General features: G+C 70.5%; 21 protein-coding genes. 7 read left to right on the forward strand and 14 right to left on the reverse strand.

Annotation, left to right across the window (positions count from 1 at the left end):
• The 8 genes from ATM97_RS02130 to ATM97_RS02165 form a co-directional block, all read right to left on the reverse strand.
• A partial coding sequence (locus ATM97_RS02130) for a nitrate- and nitrite sensing domain-containing protein (protein ID WP_255586712.1) occupies positions 1-2,089 on the reverse strand: 2,089 nt, incomplete at its 3' end.
• Between the two features lie 217 nt (positions 2,090-2,306).
• On the reverse strand, positions 2,307-2,714 hold the full coding sequence (locus ATM97_RS02135) for a DUF779 domain-containing protein (RefSeq protein WP_218716215.1): 408 nt from the start codon (positions 2,712-2,714) through the stop codon (positions 2,307-2,309).
• Entirely contained in the window at positions 2,714-4,231 is a 1,518-nt protein-coding gene (locus ATM97_RS02140) for an aldehyde dehydrogenase family protein (RefSeq protein WP_218716216.1), read from the reverse strand. The genes ATM97_RS02135 and ATM97_RS02140 overlap by 1 nt, the downstream gene beginning before the upstream one ends.
• An 87-nt stretch (positions 4,232-4,318) precedes the next feature.
• Positions 4,319-5,572, reverse strand: a complete 1,254-nt coding sequence (locus ATM97_RS02145; protein ID WP_218716217.1) for a transcriptional regulator — start codon at positions 5,570-5,572, stop codon at positions 4,319-4,321.
• A gap of 126 nt (positions 5,573-5,698) precedes the next feature.
• Complete coding sequence (locus ATM97_RS02150) at positions 5,699-6,019, reverse strand: hypothetical protein (protein ID WP_218716218.1); 321 nt, start codon at positions 6,017-6,019, stop codon at positions 5,699-5,701.
• A gap of 65 nt (positions 6,020-6,084) precedes the next feature.
• Complete coding sequence (locus ATM97_RS02155; RefSeq protein WP_308248340.1) at positions 6,085-7,239, reverse strand: alkaline phosphatase family protein; 1,155 nt, start codon at positions 7,237-7,239, stop codon at positions 6,085-6,087.
• Complete coding sequence (locus ATM97_RS02160; protein ID WP_255586723.1) at positions 7,236-7,553, reverse strand: nuclear transport factor 2 family protein; 318 nt, start codon at positions 7,551-7,553, stop codon at positions 7,236-7,238. Before ATM97_RS02160 ends, ATM97_RS02155 begins: the two co-directional genes overlap by 4 nt.
• A 93-nt stretch (positions 7,554-7,646) precedes the next feature.
• A complete protein-coding gene (locus ATM97_RS02165; protein ID WP_218716220.1) occupies positions 7,647-8,270 on the reverse strand; it encodes a TetR/AcrR family transcriptional regulator in 624 nt (207 codons plus the stop codon).
• Positions 8,271-8,393: 123 nt separating this feature from the next.
• Here ATM97_RS02165 and ATM97_RS02170 point away from each other — a divergent pair, with 123 nt between their 5' ends.
• Positions 8,394-9,458, forward strand: a complete 1,065-nt coding sequence (locus tag ATM97_RS02170) for an NAD-dependent epimerase/dehydratase family protein (protein ID WP_218716221.1) — start codon at positions 8,394-8,396, stop codon at positions 9,456-9,458.
• A gap of 16 nt (positions 9,459-9,474) precedes the next feature.
• The gene (locus ATM97_RS02175) at positions 9,475-9,705 is read left to right on the forward strand and encodes a hypothetical protein (RefSeq protein WP_218716222.1); all 231 of its coding nucleotides are present in this window, start codon (positions 9,475-9,477) and stop codon (positions 9,703-9,705) included.
• Between the two features lie 2 nt (positions 9,706-9,707).
• Here ATM97_RS02175 and ATM97_RS02180 read toward each other — a convergent pair whose 3' ends face one another.
• From ATM97_RS02180 to ATM97_RS02200, 5 genes are all read right to left on the reverse strand, one after another.
• Positions 9,708-11,237 (reverse strand): polyamine aminopropyltransferase, encoded by a 1,530-nt coding sequence (locus tag ATM97_RS02180; RefSeq protein ID WP_218716223.1) that lies wholly within the window; start codon positions 11,235-11,237, stop codon positions 9,708-9,710.
• Positions 11,237-11,662 carry a DUF350 domain-containing protein gene (locus tag ATM97_RS02185; RefSeq protein ID WP_218716224.1) on the reverse strand — a complete coding sequence of 142 codons (426 nt, stop codon included), beginning with the start codon at positions 11,660-11,662 and terminating at the stop codon, positions 11,237-11,239. The genes ATM97_RS02180 and ATM97_RS02185 overlap by 1 nt, the downstream gene beginning before the upstream one ends.
• Positions 11,663-11,692: 30 nt before the next feature.
• Positions 11,693-12,130: a DUF4247 domain-containing protein gene (locus ATM97_RS02190; protein ID WP_218716225.1), complete on the reverse strand. Its 438-nt coding sequence runs from the start codon at positions 12,128-12,130 to the stop codon at positions 11,693-11,695.
• 83 nt (positions 12,131-12,213) lie between these two features.
• Positions 12,214-12,822 (reverse strand): bifunctional 2-polyprenyl-6-hydroxyphenol methylase/3-demethylubiquinol 3-O-methyltransferase UbiG, encoded by a 609-nt coding sequence (locus ATM97_RS02195; RefSeq protein WP_218716226.1) that lies wholly within the window; start codon positions 12,820-12,822, stop codon positions 12,214-12,216.
• Positions 12,823-12,893: 71 nt separating this feature from the next.
• A complete protein-coding gene (locus ATM97_RS02200; RefSeq protein WP_218716227.1) occupies positions 12,894-13,508 on the reverse strand; it encodes an HAD family hydrolase in 615 nt (204 codons plus the stop codon).
• Positions 13,509-13,979: 471 nt separating this feature from the next.
• Here ATM97_RS02200 and rox point away from each other — a divergent pair, with 471 nt between their 5' ends.
• On the forward strand, positions 13,980-15,404 hold the full coding sequence (gene rox / locus ATM97_RS02205; protein ID WP_218716228.1) for a rifampin monooxygenase: 1,425 nt from the start codon (positions 13,980-13,982) through the stop codon (positions 15,402-15,404).
• Between the two features lie 10 nt (positions 15,405-15,414).
• Here the strand turns inward: rox and ATM97_RS02210 are convergent, their stop codons facing one another.
• Positions 15,415-16,569: an LLM class flavin-dependent oxidoreductase gene (locus ATM97_RS02210; protein WP_218716229.1), complete on the reverse strand. Its 1,155-nt coding sequence runs from the start codon at positions 16,567-16,569 to the stop codon at positions 15,415-15,417.
• Between the two features lie 211 nt (positions 16,570-16,780).
• On the opposite strand from ATM97_RS02210, the gene ATM97_RS02215 reads away from it, so the two are divergent.
• The 4 genes from ATM97_RS02215 to ATM97_RS02230 all read left to right on the forward strand — a co-directional run bounded on the left by ATM97_RS02215 (position 16,781) and on the right by ATM97_RS02230 (position 21,878).
• Positions 16,781-18,280, forward strand: a complete 1,500-nt coding sequence (locus tag ATM97_RS02215; RefSeq protein ID WP_218716230.1) for an NAD(P)/FAD-dependent oxidoreductase — start codon at positions 16,781-16,783, stop codon at positions 18,278-18,280.
• A 186-nt stretch (positions 18,281-18,466) separates the two neighbouring features.
• Entirely contained in the window at positions 18,467-19,738 is a 1,272-nt protein-coding gene (locus tag ATM97_RS02220; RefSeq protein WP_308248341.1) for a hypothetical protein, read from the forward strand.
• Entirely contained in the window at positions 19,735-20,709 is a 975-nt protein-coding gene (locus ATM97_RS02225) for a glutamate ABC transporter substrate-binding protein (RefSeq protein ID WP_218716231.1), read from the forward strand. Before ATM97_RS02220 ends, ATM97_RS02225 begins: the two co-directional genes overlap by 4 nt.
• Entirely contained in the window at positions 20,706-21,878 is a 1,173-nt protein-coding gene (locus ATM97_RS02230; RefSeq protein ID WP_218716232.1) for a hypothetical protein, read from the forward strand. Before ATM97_RS02225 ends, ATM97_RS02230 begins: the two co-directional genes overlap by 4 nt.
• Positions 21,879-22,000: the final 122 nt, after the last annotated feature.

Consider the following 22,000-nt stretch of genomic DNA (forward strand, 5'->3'; position numbering starts at 1 on the left):
GCGTGGGCGGTTCGGCGACCAGGGTGGCCACCGCGGTCGGCGCGGGCGCCGACTCGATGGCGGCGATCGGGGCGGGCTCGGGCGCGGGCGCGGGCAGACCGCGACGCAGCGGACCGGTGGTGGCCGGCGGCATCATCGAGGTGTCGGAGTCGCCGGCCAGCAGCGACAGCGGAATGAGCACGATCGCGCGGATACCGCCGTAGTCGGATTCGCTGAGCCGCACCGAGACACCGTGCGAGGTCGACAGCCGGGCGACGACGAACAGACCGAGGCGCGAATCCGAGGACAGCGTGCCGACACCGAAGTCCGGCGGATCGGCCAGCATGTCGTTGTAGCGGGCCAGGTCCTCGGGGCTCATGCCCATGCCCTGGTCGGTGATCTCGATGACCACGCCCTTGCCGACGATGTTGCCACCCGCCTCGACTCGCGACTGCGGCGGGGAGAACGCGGTCGCGTTGTCGACGAGCTCGGCGAGCAGGTGCACGAGGTCGGCCACGACGGTGCCGACGACCTCGACCTCGGGCAGCTTGGTGACGCGCACCCGGGCGTAGTCGAGCGTCTCGCCGATGGCGCTGCGCACGACGTCCATCACCGGAACCGGCTTGCGCCACTGACGTCCGGGCCTGCCGCCGCCCAGGATGATCAGGTTCTCGGCGTTGCGGCGTTCGCGGGTGGCCAGGTGGTCGAGCCGGAACAGGGTCTCCAGCAGCGCCGGATCCTCCTGCCTGCGTTCGGCCTCGTCGAGGATCTCGAGCTGGCGGTGGACCACGATCTGGCTGCGGTGGGCGATATTGAGGAACACCGCGCGCACACCCTCGCGGGTGCGGGCCTCGTCGACGGCGGCGCGCAGCGCGGCCGAGGCGGCGTGCTCGAAAGCCTGGGCGACCTGGCCGATCTCGTCCCTGCCGAAGTCCAGCGTGGGGGAGGTCTGCGCGGCGTCGATGTCACCGCCCTCGCGCAGCGCGCGCATGGTGGCGGGCAGCTGTTCGTCGGCGAGGGCGAGGGTTTCGGTGCGCAGCCTGCGCAGGCGGCGGATGATCCGGTTGGCCAGGATCACCGCGACCAGGAACACCAGCACACTGAGCGCGAGCACGCCGCCACCGGCCAGGGCCGCGTTGACCTCGGCGCGGTGCGCGGTGTCCTCGGCGAGCTTCTGGACGTGGCGGTTGTGCGTGCTGTACGCGTCGAGCATGGCCCGGTTGACTTCGGCTGCCGCGCTCTGCCATTCGGGTGAGGACAGCGGCAGCGCGGCGGGCGTCTGCTTGGTCGAGGTGCTCGAGCTGCCGGTGGTCTGCGCGGCCGCCGCCGCGAAACGCTGCACGAGGGCCGACTCCATCGCGCTCAGTTGCCCCCACTGCGAGGACGACATCAGCGCGGTGATCGCGGTGCGCTGGGCTTCGTCGAGTTCGGCGGCGACGTTGGCGACTTCGTTGTGATAGAAGCCGCTCTGCTTGACGAACTCGTCGAGCGGAATGCTGGTGGGCCCACCGGCGGCCACCATCGACAGCGCCAGGGCGTTGCTGCGCGACATCGCCTCGGCGGCGTTGAGCAGGCGCATGCCCTCGCCCACGCCCGCGGCGACCACGGCGTCGGGGGCGGCGCGCTCGGCGACCTTGGTGCCCTGGGTGAACACGTCGAGCAGCTTGTTGTAGAACATGTACGCGTCGGAGGCGGGCAGCAGGCCCGCGTCGGCGCCGCCGCGCACCCCGGCCAGATGCGTACCGAGAGTGTTGAATCCGCCCTTGTCGTCGCCGATGTTGGAATCGTCGACCTTGCGGATGCCCTCGGAGACCTCGATCAGGCCCCGGAAGGCGGCATCGAGCCGGGCCCGGGCGGGCGCGAGGGCGAGCTGGGCGGTCTCGTCACCGGCCAGGTGGGCCAGGGTGAGCTGGCGTTCGGATTGGACGGCCTCGATGAGCTCGCGCGTGTAGGGCACGGCCGCTTGCATTTCCGAGGCCCAGGTCTTGGCCTTGTTGCTCTCGTCGACCAGGTAGCCCGCCGTTCCGACGCCGACCACCACCAGCGTGAGACTGGGGATGAGAGCGATCGCCAGAATCCGGGTTCGAACACCGAGTCTCGCTAAGAACATCGCCATAACGTAACGGAATCGTTGCAGTCTTGACCTGCGTGTCTCGCTGAGCGAGACGCGATTTGGTTTGTGCGGGAACGTCTTTGCTAGGGGCGGACCGGCACGGGGGATTCGGCGAGCTCGCCCCGCCGGCTGAGCCGCGATGGCCCAGTCGGCGGGGGCTCGCCATGGCCTGGCAGCGCCGGGAAGGTCCTACCAGGTCAGGTCCGTGGCGCCGCTACAGCGTGCGGTCGGCGCCGGTTCGTGGGGGCGGTGCGGCAGCCAGTGCCGCGTTCTCCGCCTCGGTGAGTTGCCGGGCGCGCAGCACGAAGCGCATGCCCTGGCCCGCTTCCAGCGATTCGGCGCTGGCCTGCCCGCGCACCGCGTCGACGGTGAGGTGGGTGTCCTTCCAGCATTCGAACTGCTCGGGGCTGATCCAGAACTCGGTGTGCCAGCTGAGCCTGCCCAGCAGGACATCGGCCTTCTCGATCGGGAACTGCTTGGCGGATAGGCACACCGGCGCGATGTCCTCGTCGCAGCCCTCGCCGGCCTGGCGGAACAACACCGGGCCGTTGTCCTCGATCAGCCTGCGCAACAGGGTCTGGGCGCGTTCGGTGATCTCCACACGGTGGATCCGGTTCTGCATCAGAACATCCCGAGTTTCGTCGTGGAATAACTGACCAGCAGGTTCTTGGTCTGCTGGTAGTGCCCGAGCATCATGGCGTGGTTCTCCCGCCCGAATCCCGACTTCTTGTACCCGCCGAAGGCGGCGTGCGCGGGGTAGGCGTGGTAGCAGTTGGTCCAGACCCGGCCCGCCTTGATGCCGCGGCCGAGTCGGTGAGCGGTGTTGATATCGCGGGTCCACACGCCCGCGCCGAGGCCGTAGAGGGTGTCGTTGGCGATGCGGATGGCCTCGTCGACGGTGTCGAAACGGGTCACCGCGACCACGGGTCCGAAGATCTCCTCCTGGAAGATCCGCATCGTGTTCTCACCCTCGAAGATGGTGGGTTCGATGTAGTACCCACCCGGCAGGCCGTCGACCTTGCGTGCTTCCCCTCCAGTCAGCACGCGGGCGCCTTCGGCTCTGCCGATGTCCAGGTAGGACAGGATCTTCTCGTACTGGTCGTTGCCGGCCTGCGCGCCGATCATCGTCTCGGTATCGAGGGGATGACCTGACACGACGGCCTCGGTGCGGGCGATGCAGCGGGCGAGGAATTCGTCGTAGATCGACGAGTGGATCAGCGCGCGTGACGGGCACGTGCACACCTCACCCTGGTTCAGGGCGAACATCACGAAGCCCTCGACGGCCTTGTCGAGGTAGTCGTCGTCGGCCGCCATCACGTCGGGCAGGAAGATGTTCGGGCTCTTGCCACCCAGCTCCAGGGTGACCGGGATGATGTTCTCGCTCGCGTACTGCATGACCAGCCTGCCGGTCGTGGTCTCGCCGGTGAACGCGATCTTGGCCACCCGTGGGCTCTGCGCCAGCGGTTTGCCCGCCTCCACGCCGAAGCCGTTGACCACGTTGAGGACTCCCGGCGGCAGCAGGTCGGCGATCAGCTCGACGACCAGCAACAGCGAGGCGGGTGTCTGCTCGGCGGGTTTGATCACCACGCAGTTGCCCGCGGCCAGCGCGGGGGCCAGCTTCCAAGCCGCCATCAGGATCGGGAAGTTCCACGGGATGATCTGGCCGACCACGCCGAGCGGCTCGTGGAAGTGGTAGGCGACGGTGTCGGGGTCGATCTGCGAGATCGAGCCCTCCTGGGCGCGCAGCACACCGGCGAAGTAGCGGAAGTGATCCACGGCCAGCGGGAGATCCGCGGCCAGGGTTTCGCGGACCGGCTTGCCGTTGTCCCAGGTCTCGGCGACCGCCAGCGGTTCGATGCTGTTCTCGATCCGGTCGGCGATCTTGTTGAGGATGTCGGCGCGCTCGGCGACCGGGGTCGCGGCCCAGCGGTCGGTGGCACGATGCGCGGCCTCGAGCGCCATGTCGATATCGGCGGCCGTGGACCTGGCCACCGCGCAGAACGTCTCGCCGTCGACCGGCGAGGTGTTGTCGAAGTAGCGGCCTTCGATGGGGGCGGCCCAGTCACCCCCGATGAAGTTGTCGTATCGGGCGGCATAACTGACGATGCCGGTATCCGATCCGGGCTTGCCGTAGATCATGCGTCTCGCTCCTCGCGACCTCTGCGTGGTGGAACACACTATGGTCGGCGAAGGTTGGTACGAGGTTGGTGAGCGTGTTCGCCCAGGTCAGCCCTGTCGCGCGGTGTACAGGCGGGCGGTGACGACGGCCCGGCGGACGTCGTCTCGCGGCAGCAGGCGCAGCGCGTGCTCGTGCACCGCGACATCGCCGGGACAGCGCTGGCCGAAGGCCACGGCGTGCTCGGCCCGATCGCTGTGGAGCACCGCGTTGCGGATGCCCACATCCAGATGCGCGCGCCACTGTTCGACGCCGGGGAGATCGGAGCCGGGTAGCAGCGGCCCGCGATACAGCCACAGCGCCGAGGTGAGGTCGCCGCCCTCGATCGCGGCGAGCAGGTCGACCGCGTCGCAGGACACCGGACCGGTGAGCATGTAGCGCCGGTTGGCGATCTCGCCGCGGGTGGCCCGCCGCAGATGCGAGACATCGGCTTTGAGGGTGTTGAGCGAGACCGATCGGTCGCCGTAGACGGCGGCGTGCAGCTGCTCGGGGGTATAGCCCTCGGGTTCGAGCGCCAGCAGGGCCAGGATCTCGAGCTGGCGCGGCGGCAGCGGGACCGGCCTGCCGTCGCGCAACAGCCGTGCGGCGCCGAGGCATTCGAGCCGGACACCGGGCGCGGGAGCGGGCGCCTCGGCCCGCAACATGGTCTCCACCGCGGTCACCAGCGCCCGGACCGAGGTCATCACCATGGGGTGCGAGCGTTCCCAGGTCGAGGACAGATCGAGCACCCCGACCTGCCTGCCGTCGGGGCCGTGGATGGGCGCGGAATAGCACACCCAGCCGTGCAGCGCCGCGACCAGGTGCTCGGCGGAGAAGACGGTCACGGCCTTGTCGTCGTGCAGCGCCAGCGACAGGCCGTTGGTGCCCATATGACTCTCGTCCCACACCCCGCCGGGCGCGAAGTTCACCTGCTCACCCTGGCGGCGCAGAGTGCGATCGCCCGCGGTCCACAAGATGGTGCCCGATTCGTCACTGACGACGGCGAGATAACCGGATTCCTCGGCCATGCCGCGCAGTTGCCCGGCGAGTTCGGTGACTGGTCTGCGCAGCGGCGACTCCGACCAGCGGTCGCTGATGTCGTTGAAGCCGGGGGCGACGGTCTGTGCCGGGTCCACGGTGTGCAGCGAGCGCTGCCAGGACTTGGCGACTTCCGCGCGCACCGGCCCGGTGTCACGGGGCAGATGCAGCGGGCGCGAGGGCGCGGCCAGCTTGTTCCACTGCTTCTCGAGCGCGCCCCGATAGTCCGAGAGCCGGTCCGGCGGGGGCGATCCGGCGATCGGGTCGTCGTGTGCGCCCACGTTCAACTCCCTGCTCGTCGGTGGCGCTTTCATGTCTATCAGCTGCGCCACCACGGTGTGCACCGTTTACCGGCGGACGACCGGGTCACCGGTGCATGCCCTGTCGTGGCGGCTTGACGGCACCGGCGTCGGCTACTTGTTCAGGAAGAGCCCGGCGATATCGGCGTTCTTGATCGGGGTGTCGATATTGCGCTGGCCCGCGCACAGCAGGTCGACCTGCACGATCATCGAGTCGACCAGGGTGCCCGCGGGCTCGTTGTCGGTGCCGTTGCGCTGCTTGATCGCCTTGGTGATGGTGATCCGCTTGGTGTCGGGCTCCTGGTTGACGTAGTCGCGGCACGAGGTGTCGCCACCCTGGTTGAGCACCCGCTCGACCTCGGTGCAGCCACTCGCCAGTGCCGCCAACACCGCGACGCCGACGGCGACGGCACCGGTTCGGGTGGTGGCGTGCATGGTTCCTCCTGAGGGTCGCGCCGCGCGGGTGCGCGTCGAGTGGCCTCCAGCCTAAGCGGTCGGCCTCAGCCGCGGTGGATCCGCAACGGAACCAGCAGCTCGGCGGCGGTGAGCGAGCCGTGATGGCCCACCATCATCGACTGCAGCGGTTCGGCGGCGGAGCGGATCACCCCGGCCTCCCCGCGCGCGACGACGACCAGATCGCCGATCCGGTAGGCGGATTCGGTGGTGACCGTCGGCCCGAACCAGCCCGCCTCGATCGCCTCGGCCCGGGTGCGGATCAGGAAGTCGCCGCCGAGCACGCCCGCCCAGGTGTCGGCCACGTCGGCGGTCGCGCCGTCGGTGGTGTAGACGTGGCGGGCGCGGGGCTCCCCGGCGAGCTCGGCGACGCCCGCGGACAGGTGCGGGTGGGTGTCGAAGTCGATCCGCTCGGTGAGTTCGACCATGCCGTGGTCGGCGGTGACGATCAGCGCCGTGCGGGCGGGCAGCCGCGCGGCCAGTTCGGCGGCGATCCGGTCGACGTGCCCGAGCTCGAATCGCCAGGCCCGCGAGGCGGGCCCGCGCGCGTGCCCGGTCGTGTCGAGTTCCGAATGATAGGTGTAGACCAGGGTTTTCGGTGCCGAGCCGAGAGCGTCGAGGACGCCGTCGATCAGGTCGCCGACGGAGAAGGTGGCCCGGAAGCCGCCGCCACGCCAGCCGGCCCTGGTCAGGCCGGAGCCGTCCTGATACCCCGGCGCGACCTGGATCGCGGCGATCCCGGCGGCGGTGGCGCGCTGAAAGGCGGTGGGCCGCGGCTGGATTCGCTCGGGCGGGAACGTGGCGAGGGCGTCGACCTTCGGGCCGGCGCCGTTGAGTTGCCAGCGCAGGCTGTTGAACAGCCGCTGCTCTTCCGGCAGCCGCAGCAGGTACCCGACGATGCCGTGCTCGCCCGGCGGCAGACCGGTGCCCAGGGTGGTCAGGCTGGTGGCGGTGGTGCTCGGAAAGCCCGCGGTCATGGTGGCTTCCGGCAGGCCCGACAGGAACGGCGCCGTCGTGGCGTTGGCGGCCAGCGCCTGCGCGCCGAGGCCGTCGACGAGCAGGACGCACACGTGGTCGACGTCGAGATCCAGGCCGAGTCGGTCGGTCTCGCCGTCGACGCCGAGGCAGGCCAGCACGGAGGGAAGCAGATCGGCGAGGGAGGACTCGCCGTAGCGCGGGGTCAGCAAGAGTTCGTCGTTCACGCCTGTCCGGTTTCGAATCGGCTGATCAGTCCGTCGCGCAGGACGAACCGCCAGGTGGTACGCAGGGAGCCCCATCGGCTGTTGGTGTAGTCGGCGGTGAGCTCGAGGCCGTCACCGTCGACCGATTCCACGACCAGGTGGCCGTTGCTGCTGAAGATCTCGGCCTCGGTCCACTGCGCGAGGTCGCGTTCGACCCCATCGTCGGACATGGTCGCGTCCTCGGTCAGCACACCGTAGAAGCGGTCGGTGTCCTGGGCGTTGAGCGCGTCGACGAACGCTTCGACCAGGGGATCGAGTTTCGCGGTGGCAGACATCGGCTCTCCTGCTCGGGTGGCACACGACGGATGACGGTGCACCCCACTGTAGGTGAGCGCGCGGGTGCGGCCGAGGGAATAAGCGACGGCGCGTCAGGCGCCGGTGGGCCGGGGGGCGATGAGGCCGGTGAAGGAGCGCATGATCGCGTCGACGAGGTCGGGCGCGTTGGTGCCCATCTGCTCGCTGCGTTTCTCGAGATGCCCGTCCAGCCACAGCGAGGCCAGTCCGTGCCCCAGTGCCCACCAGGCCACGGCCAGGGTGTCGGCGCGGTCGGCGGGCAGCACGCCCGCCGCGACCGCCTCGGCGACCGTGTCGGCGAGGATCTGGAACGCGTCGTCGCCGGCCTCGTGGGCATCGGGGTGTTTCTCCGGCTGGGACAGCTCGGGGCGGAACATCAGCCGGAATTGCGCCGGATGGTCGCGGGAGAACCGGACGTAGGTCTCGGCCAGCGCGGTGAGCGCGTCCAGCGGAGAGGTGGCCGCCGCCTTGGTCGCGGCGAGGTCGGCGGCGAGCTGCTGGAAGCCGTCCACCGACAGCGCCGACAGCAGCGCGGCGCGGTCGGCGAAGTGGTGGTAGGGCGCGCCGCTGCTGACCCCGGCTTCGCGGGCGACGCGGCGCAGGCTCACCGCGGCCAGGCCCTCGCTCTCGATCAGGCGCAGGCAGGCGTCCATCAGCGTGGCCCGCAGGTCGCCGTGGTGGTAACGGGTGCGCTTCACCCTCCGAGCGTAAGCGAGAAGCTCGCCGAGATCGGCACTGGACAGGAAATCTATGCAGTGTTTAGATTATTTGAGCACCGCTCAGATGGGCGGGCGTCCCTGGAAGGACGAAGGGTGAACACCATGACCACTCGGGTATTGGTCACCGGCGCGACGGGTTTCGTGGCCGGCCACTGCATCGCCGAACTGCTCGAGCACGGTTACGCCGTCCGCGGCTCCGTGCGAGACCTCGACGCGCACGCCCAACGCGCGCACCTGACCGACCTCGCCCGCCGCACCGGCGGTGCGCTCGAGTTCGTCGCCGCCACGCTCGACGACGACGCGGGCTGGGCGGAGGCGGTGGCGGGCTGCGACACCGTGCTGCACGTCGCCTCGCCCTTCCCGTCCGCGCCCCCGGACGACGAGCAGGCGCTGATCGAGCCCGCCGTCGACGGCACCCTGCGGGTGCTGCGCGCCGCCGCGGCGGCCGGGGTGCGCCGCGTCGTCCTCACCTCCTCGGTCGCCGCGGTGGCCTACGGCCACGACGACGACGCCGTCCGCACCGAGGCCGACTGGTCGGTCGTGGACCGGATCCCCGCGTATCAGAAGAGCAAGACCCTCGCCGAACGCGCCGCTTGGGACTACGTCGAATCACTCGGTGGCGCACTCGAACTCGTCGCCGTGAATCCCGGCATGGTGCTCGGCCCGCTGCTCGACGCGACGACCAGCACCTCGCACGAGCCGATCCGCCGGCTGCTGAATCGCGATGTGCCCGGTTCGGTGCGCACCGGCTGGACGCCGGTCGATGTGCGCGACCTCGCGATCGCCCACCGGCTCGCGATGGAAGTGCCCGCGGCGGCGGGCAATCGGTACATCTGCGCGGCCGAGCCGCTGTGGATGGGGGAGCTGGCCACGATGCTGGCCCGCGATTTCGCCGCGCAGGGCTTCCGGGTGCCGACCCGGGTGCTGCCGAACTGGCTGGTCCGGCTGGTCGCGGTGTTCGACAAGGGCGTACGGCTGACCCTCCCGGTGCTCGGCCGCACCGAGAACGTCAGCGCCGACAAGGCCCGCCGCGAACTGGGCTGGACCATGCGCCCGATCGAGGACACCATCCGCGACACCGCCGACAGCCTGATCGCCGTCGGCGTCGTCACCGCGCCCGGCGGGCGGCGAACCGCTGCCGTCGCCGCGCCGGCCGGAACCCGATGAGCGGGAAGGGAAGACGATGCTGATCACCGCGCTCGTCCTCGCCCTGGTCGGCCTCCTCCGGCGCGGAGCGCGGAGGAAATCCGGTGACCCCGTGCCGGTGGGGCGTCGGCTCGACCGGCTGACGGCGGCGCTACGACGTGCGGGGGAGCGCCTGATCCGTGAGCCTGTGCCCGCCCTGTCGGCGGTCGTGGCCGTGCTGGGCCTGGCTGTCGTAGGCACCCACTTGGCCTGCGCCGGGACGGCCTGAGGTCAGCGCCATTCCTGGCGCTGCAGATCCAGGATCACCGGGCGCATGAGAGTCGAGACCTGCGGGTCGGCCGCGCGGCGATCCGGCGGGAACACCGTGGCGGCGGCGAGGGTGCGGTCGTCGAGGGAACGCAGCGGCGTAGGGGAGCTCAGGGCCGGGGCCGGGCTCTGCCCCGCCGCGGCGAGCACGAAGCCCCAATCACCGAAACTCGGCACGTCCACGTGGTAGGGCGTCGTGCGCAGCCCGGCCGCGCGCACGGTGGCGTCGATGGTCCAGAACGAGCGCGGCGCGAAGAACGGCGAGCCGGACTGCACCACCAGGCGGGCGCCGGGGGCCAGCACGTTCGCGGTCATCGCGTAGAACTCCTGCGAGTACAGCTTGGCCACCGAGGTCTGGTCCGGGTCGGGCAGGTCGACGATCACCGCGTCGAAAAGCCCGGGGGCGCCGCGCAACCAGGTGAACGCGTCCGCGGTGATCACCCGAACCCTGGGGTCGTCGAAGGAATGCTGGTTGAGCACGGTGAGGCGCTCGTCTGCGCGGGCGAGGTCGATCATCGCCGGATCGAGCTCGACCAGCGTCACCTCGGCGACGTCGGGATAGCGCAGGATCTCGCGCAGGGCCAGGCCGTCACCGCCGCCGAGGACCAGCACCGAGCGATGCGATCCCGCCAGCACCGGATGTACCAGCGCCTCGTGATAGCGGTACTCGTCGACCGAGGAGAACTGCAGACCACCGTTGAGATAGAGGCGGGTATCGGTGGTGCCGAACGGGGAGAACGACTCGGTGAGCACGATCTGCTGGTACGGCGTGCGGGTCTGCCACACGATCGGATGCGCGAACAGGGCCTGCTGGGCGGTGGCCTCGAACCGATCGGCGTAGAGATAGGTGCTCGCGAGCCCGCCCGCGACGACCACGGTCGCGCCGACCAGCACGCGCCGGGCCGCGCGGGTCATCTGCGCGCGGAAGAAGAAGAACGCCAAGGCCGATCCGGCCGCGGCGTTCACGACGCCGACCACGAGGCTGCCCCGGATCTGCCCGAACACCGGGAGCAGCAGGAACGGAAACGCCAGCCCGCCCAGCAGCGCACCGACATAGTCGGCGGCGAACAGATCGGCGACCGCGCCGCTGGCCTCCTGTCTGCGGATCTGCTGCAGCAACTCCATCAGCAGCGGGATCTCGGCTCCGATCAGCATGCCGATCACCGCCGCGGCCAGCACCAGGGTGCCGGTGTAGACATTGAGCCAGGCGTAACTGGCGTACAGCGCCGCCACCGACAGTCCACCGATCACGGCCAGCGCCAGCTCGACCGCCACGAACGCGGCGGCGGCGTGGCGGCGCAACGGTTTCGCCGCGAGCGCGCCGACGCCCATCGCGCACACCATCACACTCAGGGTGATGGAGGCCTGCGCCGCGGTGTCGCCGATCAGGTAGCTGCCGAGGGTGACCAGCGACAGCTCGTACACCAGGCCGCAGGCGGCGCAGACGAACACGGTCGCCAGCAGCGCCGCCCTGGCCAGGCGGTGCACCGGCATCAGGTCAGGCCCGCGGCCACCACCAGCGCGACCGCGACGTGCGCCGATGCCGTGACCCACACCGCCGGATGCGGTTCCGGATCGGCGACGACGGCGCGGAAATCGCCGGGGGTGAGCGCGTCGAGCAGCACGAAGGCCAGCGTCATCGCGGCCAGGCCGATCACCCCGTAGATCGCGCTCGCCAGCAGCGCCTGCAGGATCTTGCCCTCGGAGGTCCAGATGGCGGTGGCCACGATGATCCCGACTCCGAACAGGTTCGAGGCGAGCAGGATCGCGGCGTTGCGGTTGCGCTCGAGCCAGATCTGGGCGCGCAGATCACCGGGGGTGAGCAGGTCGACGACGCCGAAACCGACGGCCATCAACACGATTCCCACCGCGGAGTAGGCGAGCGCGGCGCCCGCGTCCGCCGCCAGGTCGGCGAGCATATGTGTCCTCCTGTGCTGAATGACGATGTACTACTTGCCGCCCTGGTCGCTGCCGCCGCCGCGGAAGTCGCCCGCCGCGGAGCCGCTGGTCCAGCCGTAGGTGCTGGTGTGCGAGTGGTGGCGGCGGGTGCCGTTGGCGAGGCTGTCGACCAGCACCAGCGAACCGCCCGCGTGCGGCGAGACCGCGACGAGGTCCTTGTCGAAGCGCAGGTAGTGGTTGTCGCCGGTGTTGCGGCGATCGCGGGGGTCGGTGGCCTTCGCGATCGCGGCGGCCACGGCGGCGGGCGCGGCGGCGGCGGTGAACGCGATGCCGTCGTTGACCTGATCGAGCTGGCGGGCCCGCTGATAGCGCTCGGCCACGTAGTCGCGTGGATTCGCGTCCCTGGTCACCACGACCACCACGATCACGGCGACGATGGCGACGACCACGGCGCAGATCCCGGCCACGATCCATCTGGTGCGATTCATCGTCACGCTGTGCGAAACCCTCCCCGTACAAAAACTGCGCCGGACTGTATCACCCGGCGCGGGCGCACCGTCAACCGTCGCGCTCAGGTCCCGTGGCCGCTGACCCCGGGCCGGCGCGGCTTGTGCCAGACCAAGGTGTAGCGCCACATCAGACGTCGGCGGATCTGCGCGCCGGGCAGCAATTCGCCGGTCACCGCTCGGATCTCGGACAGTGTCTCCGCCGGGTCGCGGACCGCGGCCGCCGGGCCGCCCCGCGAGCCACGACGCCACCAGTCCAGGCCGCGGATCGCGGGCAGCAGCGGCAGGTAGTGGAAGTCGGTGAGGGGGTGCATCTTCCAGAGGCCGACGACCGCGAGCGTGCCGCCCGGCGCGACCAGATGGCGCAGTGCGGCGATGCCGTCGCGGACGGGGACGTGGTGCAGGGTGGCGACGGCGGTGACCATGTCGAAGGTGTCGTCGAGTTCGCGGAAGTCGGCCTGTTCGAGATGCACGTTCGGGGCGGGCGGGGCGGTGGCGATGACCTTGTCGTCGATATCGACACCGAGCACGGCGTCGCAGCGGGTGGCCAGCTTACGGGCGAGCAGGCCGTCGCCGCACCCGACATCGAGCGCGGTGCGGGCATCGGCCGGGACCTGATCGAGGATCCAGGGGTGGTAGTGCGTGTTGTGATTCCAGTAGGGGTCCGTCGACATGCCACGACAACGGCCGGGGCCACGCCGGGGTTCCGGACCGGAAATCCACCCGCGCAAAGGTTTCCGGTGTCCTAGCCGCGACCGGCGGCGTAACCGGCCAGCCACTCGGGGAACTGGGTGAGGTCGTCGAGGACGACATCGGCGCCCGCGGCCCGCAACCCGTCGGCGTCGTAGGGGCCGGTCGTCACACCGACGGCCAGGACGTCGGCGGCTTTCGCGCCGCGCATGTCGCCGGCGTGGTCGCCGACGAAGACCGCGGCGGACTCGGCCCGCAGGACCTCGGCCTTGCCGGTGGACCACAGATCGCCGGCGAGCAGGTCGATCTGCCAGCCGAGGTGGTCGATGTGCAGCCGGGCGTTCGGCTCGAACTTGCCGGTGACCACCAGTGTCCGTCCGCCGCCCGCGCGCACGGCGTCGAGCGCCGCGGCCGCGCCGGGCAGGGCGGGGATGTGCGGGACGACGTCGGGGTAGAGCGCGCGGAACCGGGTGACCAAATGGGGGATCAGGTCGTCGGGCGCGCCCGCGTCGGCGAGCAGCGTGGCCAGCGGCGGTCCCAGATGGTCGGCGAAGTGGCTGCCCACCATCGGCAGGTCGAATTCCCGCGCCAGGGTGTCGATCGCGACGGCGACCCCGGGGCGCGAATCGATGAGGGTCATGTCCAGATCGAAACCGACGGTGAGGCTCACGAGCCGAGCGTATCGGGATCGACCCGAACACCGCGCTGACGGGCTGATTCACGTGGAACCCCGCGTGCACTCACTGCCGAAAACGCTTGGGGGAGTGCGATTGTGCGATGCGCGGAGTGCATCACCGCAGGCAAGGCAGGAAGTATGGCGGTTCCGGAGTATGCGCGGACGGGCCAGGTCCCGGCCGCATTCGCGGATTCCCGGACGAGGAATCCACAGTCACCAGCAGTGACCGCAAAGATGCATCGACTGCCATTCCGGTGGCCTGGTCGATCCGTCGCTGTCGGCGGGTGAGGGGGATCGCGGCGGTTCCGGCGAGACCGCCGGGGTGCGGACAAACCAATGGCAAGGAGGGGAAACCACTCCTTGCCACTCTCAATGTATAGCGCACACCGGGGCTTGCGGCAAGACCCCGGTCGTCCTGCACAATCGCCTGCCGAAGCCATGACCAGCACAAACGAGGGGCATTTGATGATCGACGTGATCGTTGCGGGCGGCGGACCGACCGGGGTGATGCTGGCGAGCGAGCTGCGGCTGCACGGGGTGCGCGCACTCGTCCTGGACCGGGAACCGGCACCGACCCCGGTGGTGCGCGCCATGGGATTGCACGCCCGCAGTCTCGAGGTGCTGGGGCAGCGCGGTCTGCTGGACCGATTTCTCGCCGCCGGGACACCGCACCCGCTCGGCGGCTTCTTCGCCGGGATCGCGAAACCCCAGCCCGCCGGGCTCGACACCAGCCATCCGTACGTGCTCGGCCTCCCGCAGACGGTCACCGAACGCCTGCTGACCGAGCACGCCGTCACCCTCGGCGTGGAGATCCGGCGCGGCGCCGAGGTGGTCGGGCTGACGCAGGACGACGACGGAGTCGCCGTCGAGCTGGCCGACGGCACGCGGTTGCGCTCGCGCTATCTCGTCGGCTGCGACGGCGGCCGCAGCACCGTGCGCAAGCTGCTCGGGGTCGGCTTCCCCGGCGAACCGAGCCGGGTCGACACCCTTCTGGGCGAGATGCGGCTGACCGCGTCGCCGGAGACGCTGGCCACCGTGAACGCCGAGGTGCGCAAGACCCAGCTGCGTTTCGGCGCCATGCCGCTCGGCGACGGCGTATATCGCGTCGTGGTGCCCGCGGCCGAGGTCGCCGCCGATCGCACCGTCGCGCCGACGTTCGAGGAGCTGCGTCGGCAGCTGGTGGCCACCGCGGGCACCGACCTCGGCGCGCACGCACCGCGCTGGCTGTCGCGCTTCGGTGACGCCACCCGGTTGGCCGACAGCTATCGCGTCGGCCGGGTGCTGCTGGCGGGCGATGCCGCCCACATCCATCCGCCGATGGGCGGGCAGGGCCTGAATCTGGGTCTCCAGGACGCGTTCAACCTCGGCTGGAAGCTGGCCGCGCAGATCGCAGGCTGGGCGCCGGAGGGCCTGCTCGACAGCTACGAGACCGAACGGCGCCCGGTGGCCGCGGACGTCCTGGACAACACTCGCGCGCAGATGGAACTGGTCTCGCTCGAACCGGGCGCGCAGGCCGCGCGCAGGCTGCTGGCGGAATTGATGGAGTTCGAGGAGGTGAACCGGTACCTGATCGAGAAGATCGTCGCGATCGGCATCCGCTACGACTTCGGCGACGGCCACGAGCTGGTCGGCAAGCGCCTGCGCGACATCACGCTGACGGGCGGCCGCCTCTACGACCGCCTGCACGCCGGGCGCGGGCTGCTGCTGGACCAGACCGGCCTGCTGTCGGTGGCGGGCTGGGCCGATCGGGTCGACCATGTCGTGGACGTGAGCGAGGAACTCGACGTCCCCGCGGTGCTGCTGCGGCCCGACGGCCACGTCGCCTGGGCGGGGGTGGACCAGCGGGAACTGCTGGTCCACCTGCCGCGCTGGTTCGGCGCGGCGCGCTGAGCGCGCTGCCTCAGCTGCTGGCCGCCGCGGTGAACGGTGCCACCACCGGCACCGCGGCGGGCCGGGACGGATGCCGCCAGCGGCCCTGGCGCTCCAGGATCGGCAGCACACCCTCACCGAACCAGTACGCCTCCTCCAGGTGCGGGTACCCGGACAGGATGAACTGGTCGATCCCGAGCGCGGCGTACTCGAGCAGCCGCTCGGCCACCTCCGCGTGCGAGCCGACGAGCGCGGTCCCCGCGCCGCCGCGGACCAGCCCGACACCGGCCCACAGGTTGGGCGCGATCTCCAGGCCGTCGGTGCGGCCGTTGTGCAGCTGTGCCATCCGGCGCTGGCCCTCGGACTCGCTCTTGGCCAGGCTCGCCTGCACTCGCTCGATCTCGCCCGGCGCGATCCCCGACAGCAACCGGTCGGCCTCGGCCCACGCCTCGGCGGCGGTATCGCGGCTGATCACGTGGATGCGCAGGCCGAAGTCGACAGTGCGGCCCTCGATCGCGGCCAGCCCGCGGATCCAGTCCAGCTTCGCGGCGACCGCGTCCAGCGGCTCGCCCCAGGTCAGATAGGTGTCGGCGTATCGTGCCGCGATCGGCCCCGCCGGACCGGAGGAACCACCGAAGAAGACCGGCGGAATCGGATCGGGCCGGGAGCTGAGCAGCGCGTCGCGCACCTGGAGATGCTCACCGGTGAAACTGATCGGCTCGGTCGACTCCCACAGCTCGCGCACGATGTGTAGGAACTCGCCGGTGCGGGCGTAGCGCTGGGCCTTGTCGAGGAAGTCGCCGTAGGCCTGCTGCTCGCGCGGCTCGCCACCGGTGACGACATTGAGCAGCAGCCTGCCGCCGGAATGGCGCTGGAAGGTCGCCGCCATCTGGGCCGCCAGCGTGGGGCTGGTCAGGCCGGGGCGCAACGCCACCAGGAACTTGAGCGTCTCGCTGGTCTGCACCAGCATCGCGGTGGTCAGCCAGGCGTCCTCGCACCACGCGCCGGTGGGGGTCAGCACGCCCTCGAAACCGTTGTCCTCGGCCGCCGCGGTGAGCTGATCGAGGTAGCGCAGGGTGGCCGGGCGGTTACCGGACATGAAGCTGCCGTGTCCGCCGGCGACCAGCCCGCGCGAATCGCCGTATGTGGGCAGGAACCAGTGGAACGACAGTCCGCGCTCGGTCATGTCCGCCTTTCGTCGTAGTGAGAGGAATCGTCCTCGACTCTGACCGGCGAAGCCGGTGACGTCACGGATTCCGATCACCGTGCGCGCAACCCCCGACACGCCACGACGCGGCCCAGCCGAACTAGACGTAACCGTGTGAAACACGTAACCTCGACGGAGGCTCGGGCGACGGTGCTCGGGCGGCGACGACCCTACGAAACGAGTTTCCTCAATGACGCGGCATGTCGACGTACTGATCATCGGCGCTGGCCTGTCCGGAATCGGCACGGCTTGTCACCTCACCCGCGAGCAGACCGGACGCAGCTACGCGATCCTGGAGCGCCGCGAGAACATCGGCGGCACCTGGGACCTGTTCAAGTACCCCGGCATCCGCTCCGACTCGGACATGCTGACCTTCGGTTTCGGCTTCCGGCCGTGGATCGGCACCAAGGTGCTCGCCGACGGCGCCAGCATCCGTCGCTACGTGGAGGACACCGCCGAGGAGTACGGCGTCACCGACCACATCACCTTCGGCCGCAAGGTCGTCACCGCCGACTTCGACCGCGCCGCCGCACTGTGGACCGTCACCGCCCTGATCGAGGCCACCGGCGAGACCGAGACCTGGACCGCCAACTTCCTCGTCGGTGCCAGCGGCTACTACAACTACGACGAGGGCTACCAGCCCACCTTCCCCGGCCAGGACGACTTCCAGGGCCGGATCGTGCACCCGCAGCACTGGCCCGAGGACCTGGACTACACCGGCAAGAAGGTCGTGGTCATCGGTTCCGGCGCCACCGCGATCACGCTGATCCCGTCGATGGCCGACGACGCCGCGCACGTCACCATGCTGCAGCGCTCGCCCACCTGGATCCAGGCGCTGCCCTCGGACGACCCGGTCGCCATCGGTCTGAAGAAGTCCCGGGTGCCCGACCAGATCGCCTACAAGATCGGCCGCGCCCGCAACATCGCCCTGCAGCGCGCCAGCTTCCAGCTCTCGCGTACCAACCCGGAGCTGGCCAAGAAGCTGATGCTGGCCCAGGTGCGCCTGCAGGTCGGCAAGAACGTGGACCTGCGCCACTTCACCCCGAGCTACAACCCGTGGGATCAGCGCCTGTGCGTGGTGCCCAACGGTGACCTGTTCAAGGTGCTCAAGAGCGGCAAGGCCGACATCGTCACCGACAAGATCGCCAAGTTCACCGAGAAGGGCATCCTGACCGAGTCGGGTCAGGAGCTCGAGGCCGACATCATCGTCACCGCCACCGGCCTGAACGTGCAGATGCTCGGCGGCATCACCCTGTCGATCGACGACGAGCCGGTGAAGTTCAACGAGACGGTCGCCTACAAGAGCGTCCTGTACTCCGACATCCCGAACTTCCTGATGATCATCGGCTACACCAACGCGTCCTGGACGCTCAAGGCCGACCTCGCCGCCGCGTACCTGTGCCGCGTGCTCAACATCATGCGCGACCGTGGCTACACCACCTTCGAGGTGCACGCCAACCCCGAGGACATCGCCGACGAGTCGCTGATGGGTGGCGCCCTGACCTCGGGCTACATCCAGCGCGGCAACGACTCGATGCCGCGTCAGGGTGCCAGGGGCGCCTGGAAGCTGGTCAACAACTACTACCGCGACCGCACGCTGATGCACAAGGCGCCGATCGAGGACGGCGTCCTGCGGTTCAGCAAGACCGGCACCACGGTCGCGCCGGGCGAGAAGGTCGCCGGCGCCTGATCCGCGGCGCCACCCGATCCCGAACGGGGTCCGTCACTTCCCGGTGACGGACCCCGTGCTTTTCGTCACGGTGATCGATGCCCGATCCGGTTGTGCGGAGCGGGTTTCGGTCACCCGGGCGAATTCCCAGCGCCTCCCGTACTATCGCGATCGAAGACACCGCCCGGGGAGACGAAGGAGGACGGTGTGGGATCTCGCCTACCGGCGACCATCCGAGACGCGGGGATGTGGCTGCGGCGTTTCGCCGCGACGACACCGGGTGTGATCGGTGCGGTACTCGTGGTGACCACGGTGGCCTGCCTGATCGCCGGATCGACTGTGGGACAGCAGCTCGACGCGAAGATCGGCCGTACCGAGCAGGTACTCGACCGCACCGAGCCGCTGGCGTTCGCGGCGCAGAGCCTCTACGTCTCGCTCTCTGCCGCCGACGCCGGTGCCGCGACGGCGTTCCTGTCCGGCGGTGTCGAATCGCCCCAGGTGCGTGACACCTACGAGCAGTCCCTCGCCGAAGCCGCCGCCGCGCTGGCGGAAGCGACCGCCGGCGCTACCGACGCTCAGACCAGGGCGATCGTGGCCCGCATCGCCGCCGATCTGCCCACCTACACCGGCCTGGTGGAGACCGCGCGCGCCAACAATCGTCAGGGTTTCCCGGTCGGCTCGGCGTATCTGCGGCAAGCCTCCGACCTCATGCAGACCTCGTTGCTGCCCAACGCCGAACAGCTGAACAAGGCGCGCTTCGCCGCCGTCCGCGAGGACCAGCACCGCATCGGCGCGCCGCCGTGGACCTCGATCGTGTTGCTGTTGCTGGTGCTGGCGGCCTGCGGTGCCGGTTCGGTGCTGCTGCTGCGCCGTACCAACCGGTGGGTGAATCCCGGTGTGGCCCTGGCCGCCGCGGCCGCGCTGCTGGCCCTGGTGTGGTCGACCGGGGCCACCGTCACCGCCGCGCAACTGCTCGACACCGGAGATACCGGGGCCGGGGCGCGGGTGGAGAACCTGGCGAGCGCGCGCATCCTGGCCCAGCAGGCCCGCACCGACGAGACCCTGGCCCTGATCACCCGCGGCGACATCACCGCGCCGGAGAACGCGTTCCACACCCACACCCGTGACCTCGAACAGCGGCTCACCGCCGCGGGCGCGGGTGACTCCGAAGCGGGCCGGGCCCTGACCAATTGGAACGCGGGCCACAACGCCCAGCGCACCGCCTACGAGAAGGCCGACTACGCCGGGGCGGTCACCCAGGCCATCGGTACCGGTCCCGACAGCTCGGCGACCAGCTTCGCCCGCCTGGACCGGGAACTGCGCGACGCGCTCGCGCAGGCCCGCACCGACCTGCGCGACGGCGTCGACGCCGCCGGAACCACCTTCACCCTCAGCCCGTTCGGCACGCTGATCCTGCTGCTGGCCGCGGCGGGCGCGGTGGTCACCGGCCTGTGGCCCCGACTGAAGGAGTTCCTGTGAGTACCCGGCGTCCTCTGCTGGCCGCGGCGCTGGCCGCGGCGGTCGTCCTGGTCGCGGGCTGCGGTGACGCGCCGGAGCCGTCGACCATTCCGGCCACCGCCGTCGCCCCGCCGATCCCCGGCGCCGAAGCCATCACCTCGGCCCCCACCGCGGAGGGCACGGGATCCTGCGACACCGAGGCGACCCTGGCCCCGACGGCGCAACCGCGTCCCGGCGCGATGCCGGCCGGTTCGTCGATGGCGGCGATCGTCGCCAACGGCAGGCTGCGGGTCGGCGTCGACCAGAACACCTACATGTTCGGCTTCCGCAATCCGTCCACCGGACGGCTGGAGGGCTTCGACATCGACCTGGCCAGGGAGATCGCGCGCGATCTGTTCGGTGATCCGGACAAGATCGAACTGCGTTCCGTCGCCGCGGCCGACCGGATCCCGCTGCTGCAGGACAAGAAGGTCGACATGATCGTGCGTACCTTCTCCGCCACCTGCGAACGCCGGCGCGATGTCGATTTCTCCAGCGTGTACTACCGTGCGGCACAACGCATCGCGGCCCCGAAGGGCGCTGGCATCACGAACGCCGCCGGGCTCGCAGGCAAGCGCGTGTGCGTCACCAAGGGCACCACCGCGGCCGCGCCGCTGTTCGCGCTGCCCGAACCGCCGTCCGTGCTCGGCGTGACCAACTGGACCGACTGCCTGGTCGCCCTGCAGCAGGGCACCGTCGACGCCATCAGTGGTGACGAGCCGATCCTGGCCGGTTTGGTCGCCCAGGACCGCAATCTGGAACTGGTCGGCGACGAGATCGGCACCGGCGCCTACGCGGTCGGCGTGCCCAAGGGCAGCAGCGACCTGGTCCGGTTCGTCAACGGCGTGCTCGACCGGACCCGCAACGACGGCACCTGGCAGCGGATCTACCAGCAGCACCTGGGGGTGCTCGGTCCGTCACCGGGCCCGCCCGTGCCCCGGTACGTCGGATGACCTGGCCGATGCTCGGCCTCGCCGAGATCGATCGTGAACTGGCCGCGCGCACCGCGGAATTGGCGCAGGTGAGCACCACCCTGCTGGAGCTGGACCGCCATCCCGGACTGGTCCTGGTGCGCCGGTATCCGCCGACAGGGGAGACCGCGCGTCGCTGGGTGCCGGTGGAGAAGGCGCTCGGCGAACTGTGGGAGGACCTGGGCCGAGTGCGCGCGATCCTGTCCGAGGCCGAGACGATCCGCGGCGGTCGCGGCAAGGTCGACGACCGTGCGCGGGGTCGGCTCACCGAACTGCTGCGGGGACGACCACACGAGGTCGCCCGGATCCCGATCCCGTTGGCGCAGCGCGGACTCACCGGACCCGCGGAGACCCTCGTGACGGTCGGCATCGCCGATTCGCTGGACCGGATGCGGGCCGCGTTCGCGTTCGTCGCGCCCTTCGCCGAGGAGATCGAGTCGGTCGACCGGCAGGTGCTCGGCGCCCTCGCTCCGCTGCAACAGCGCGTCGAACAGGCGCACGGCGCGCTCGACGCCGCCGCCGAACCGCTGACGACCTTGCTGAGTCGCGCGGGCACCGACCCGCTGGGATTCCGCCCGGGGGAGATCGCCGCCGCGCTCGCCTCGCTCACCGCGCTGATCGAGACCGAATCCGCCCGGCACGCCGAACATCTCGCGGTCGCCGCCGACCTGCCCGGCGCGGTCGCCCAGCTGCGGGCCCGGCTGGCCGATCTGGACGCGCTGCAACACCAGGCCGACGAGACCGCCGCGCAGGCCGCGCACAAGGTCGCGACCGGCGAGCTGCCCGGTGGCGGGGAACCGGCCGCGCGGCTGCTCGCCGCACTCGACAGCCTCGGCCCGCAACCGACCAGGCCGACGGTCGAGCACCTGCTCGCGCTGCGGGCCCGCACCAATCACGCCGTCGACACGGCAACGCGGCGACAGGAATTGGCGCGCGGACTGCTGGACCGGCGCGCCGAACTCCGCGGCCGGTTGACGGCCTACCGGGCCAAGGCGTCCCGGCTCGGGGTGAGCGAGGACCGCGACGTCCTCGCCGCCGATCGCATCGCCGCCGGGCTGCTCGGCCGGACACCCTGCGATCTGGCCGCTGTCACCCGGGCGGTCGCCGACTATCGTTCGATCATCGGGGAGAAAGCGGGGCGGACAGCATGACATGTAGTGAACCGGGGTGCGGCGGCGCCGTCGAGGACGGCTACTGCGCCGTCTGCGGCACCGCCCCCGTGGCGAGCGCGCCGCCGCCGAGCGCCGCGCCGGTGGCCGGGGCGCAGCGGTCC

Source organism: Nocardia sp. MH4 (genome assembly GCF_019266065.1).
Classification (GTDB): Bacteria; Actinomycetota; Actinomycetes; order Mycobacteriales; family Mycobacteriaceae; genus Nocardia; species Nocardia canadensis.

Coding starts and splice junctions, on each gene's coding strand:
- ATM97_RS02230 (WP_218716232.1), top strand. CDS start 20,706: ATGACCTGGCCGATGCTCGGCCTCGCCGAGATCGATCGTGAACTGGCC.
- ATM97_RS02140 (WP_218716216.1), bottom strand. CDS start 4,231: ATGATCTACGGCAAGCCCGGATCGGATACCGGCATCGTCAGTTATGCC.
- ATM97_RS02185 (WP_218716224.1), bottom strand. CDS start 11,662: ATGCTCGCCGACCTGGCGGCGGACGCGGGCGCCGCGCTCGCCTACTCC.
- ATM97_RS02195 (WP_218716226.1), bottom strand. CDS start 12,822: ATGTCGACGGACCCCTACTGGAATCACAACACGCACTACCACCCCTGG.
- ATM97_RS02180 (WP_218716223.1), bottom strand. CDS start 11,237: ATGCCGGTGCACCGCCTGGCCAGGGCGGCGCTGCTGGCGACCGTGTTC.
- ATM97_RS02215 (WP_218716230.1), top strand. CDS start 16,781: ATGACGCGGCATGTCGACGTACTGATCATCGGCGCTGGCCTGTCCGGA.
- ATM97_RS02175 (WP_218716222.1), top strand. CDS start 9,475: ATGCTGATCACCGCGCTCGTCCTCGCCCTGGTCGGCCTCCTCCGGCGC.
- ATM97_RS02210 (WP_218716229.1), bottom strand. CDS start 16,569: ATGACCGAGCGCGGACTGTCGTTCCACTGGTTCCTGCCCACATACGGC.
- ATM97_RS02160 (WP_255586723.1), bottom strand. CDS start 7,553: ATGTCTGCCACCGCGAAACTCGATCCCCTGGTCGAAGCGTTCGTCGAC.
- ATM97_RS02190 (WP_218716225.1), bottom strand. CDS start 12,130: ATGAATCGCACCAGATGGATCGTGGCCGGGATCTGCGCCGTGGTCGTC.
- rox (WP_218716228.1), top strand. CDS start 13,980: ATGATCGACGTGATCGTTGCGGGCGGCGGACCGACCGGGGTGATGCTG.
- ATM97_RS02170 (WP_218716221.1), top strand. CDS start 8,394: ATGACCACTCGGGTATTGGTCACCGGCGCGACGGGTTTCGTGGCCGGC.
- ATM97_RS02150 (WP_218716218.1), bottom strand. CDS start 6,019: ATGCACGCCACCACCCGAACCGGTGCCGTCGCCGTCGGCGTCGCGGTG.
- ATM97_RS02135 (WP_218716215.1), bottom strand. CDS start 2,714: ATGCAGAACCGGATCCACCGTGTGGAGATCACCGAACGCGCCCAGACC.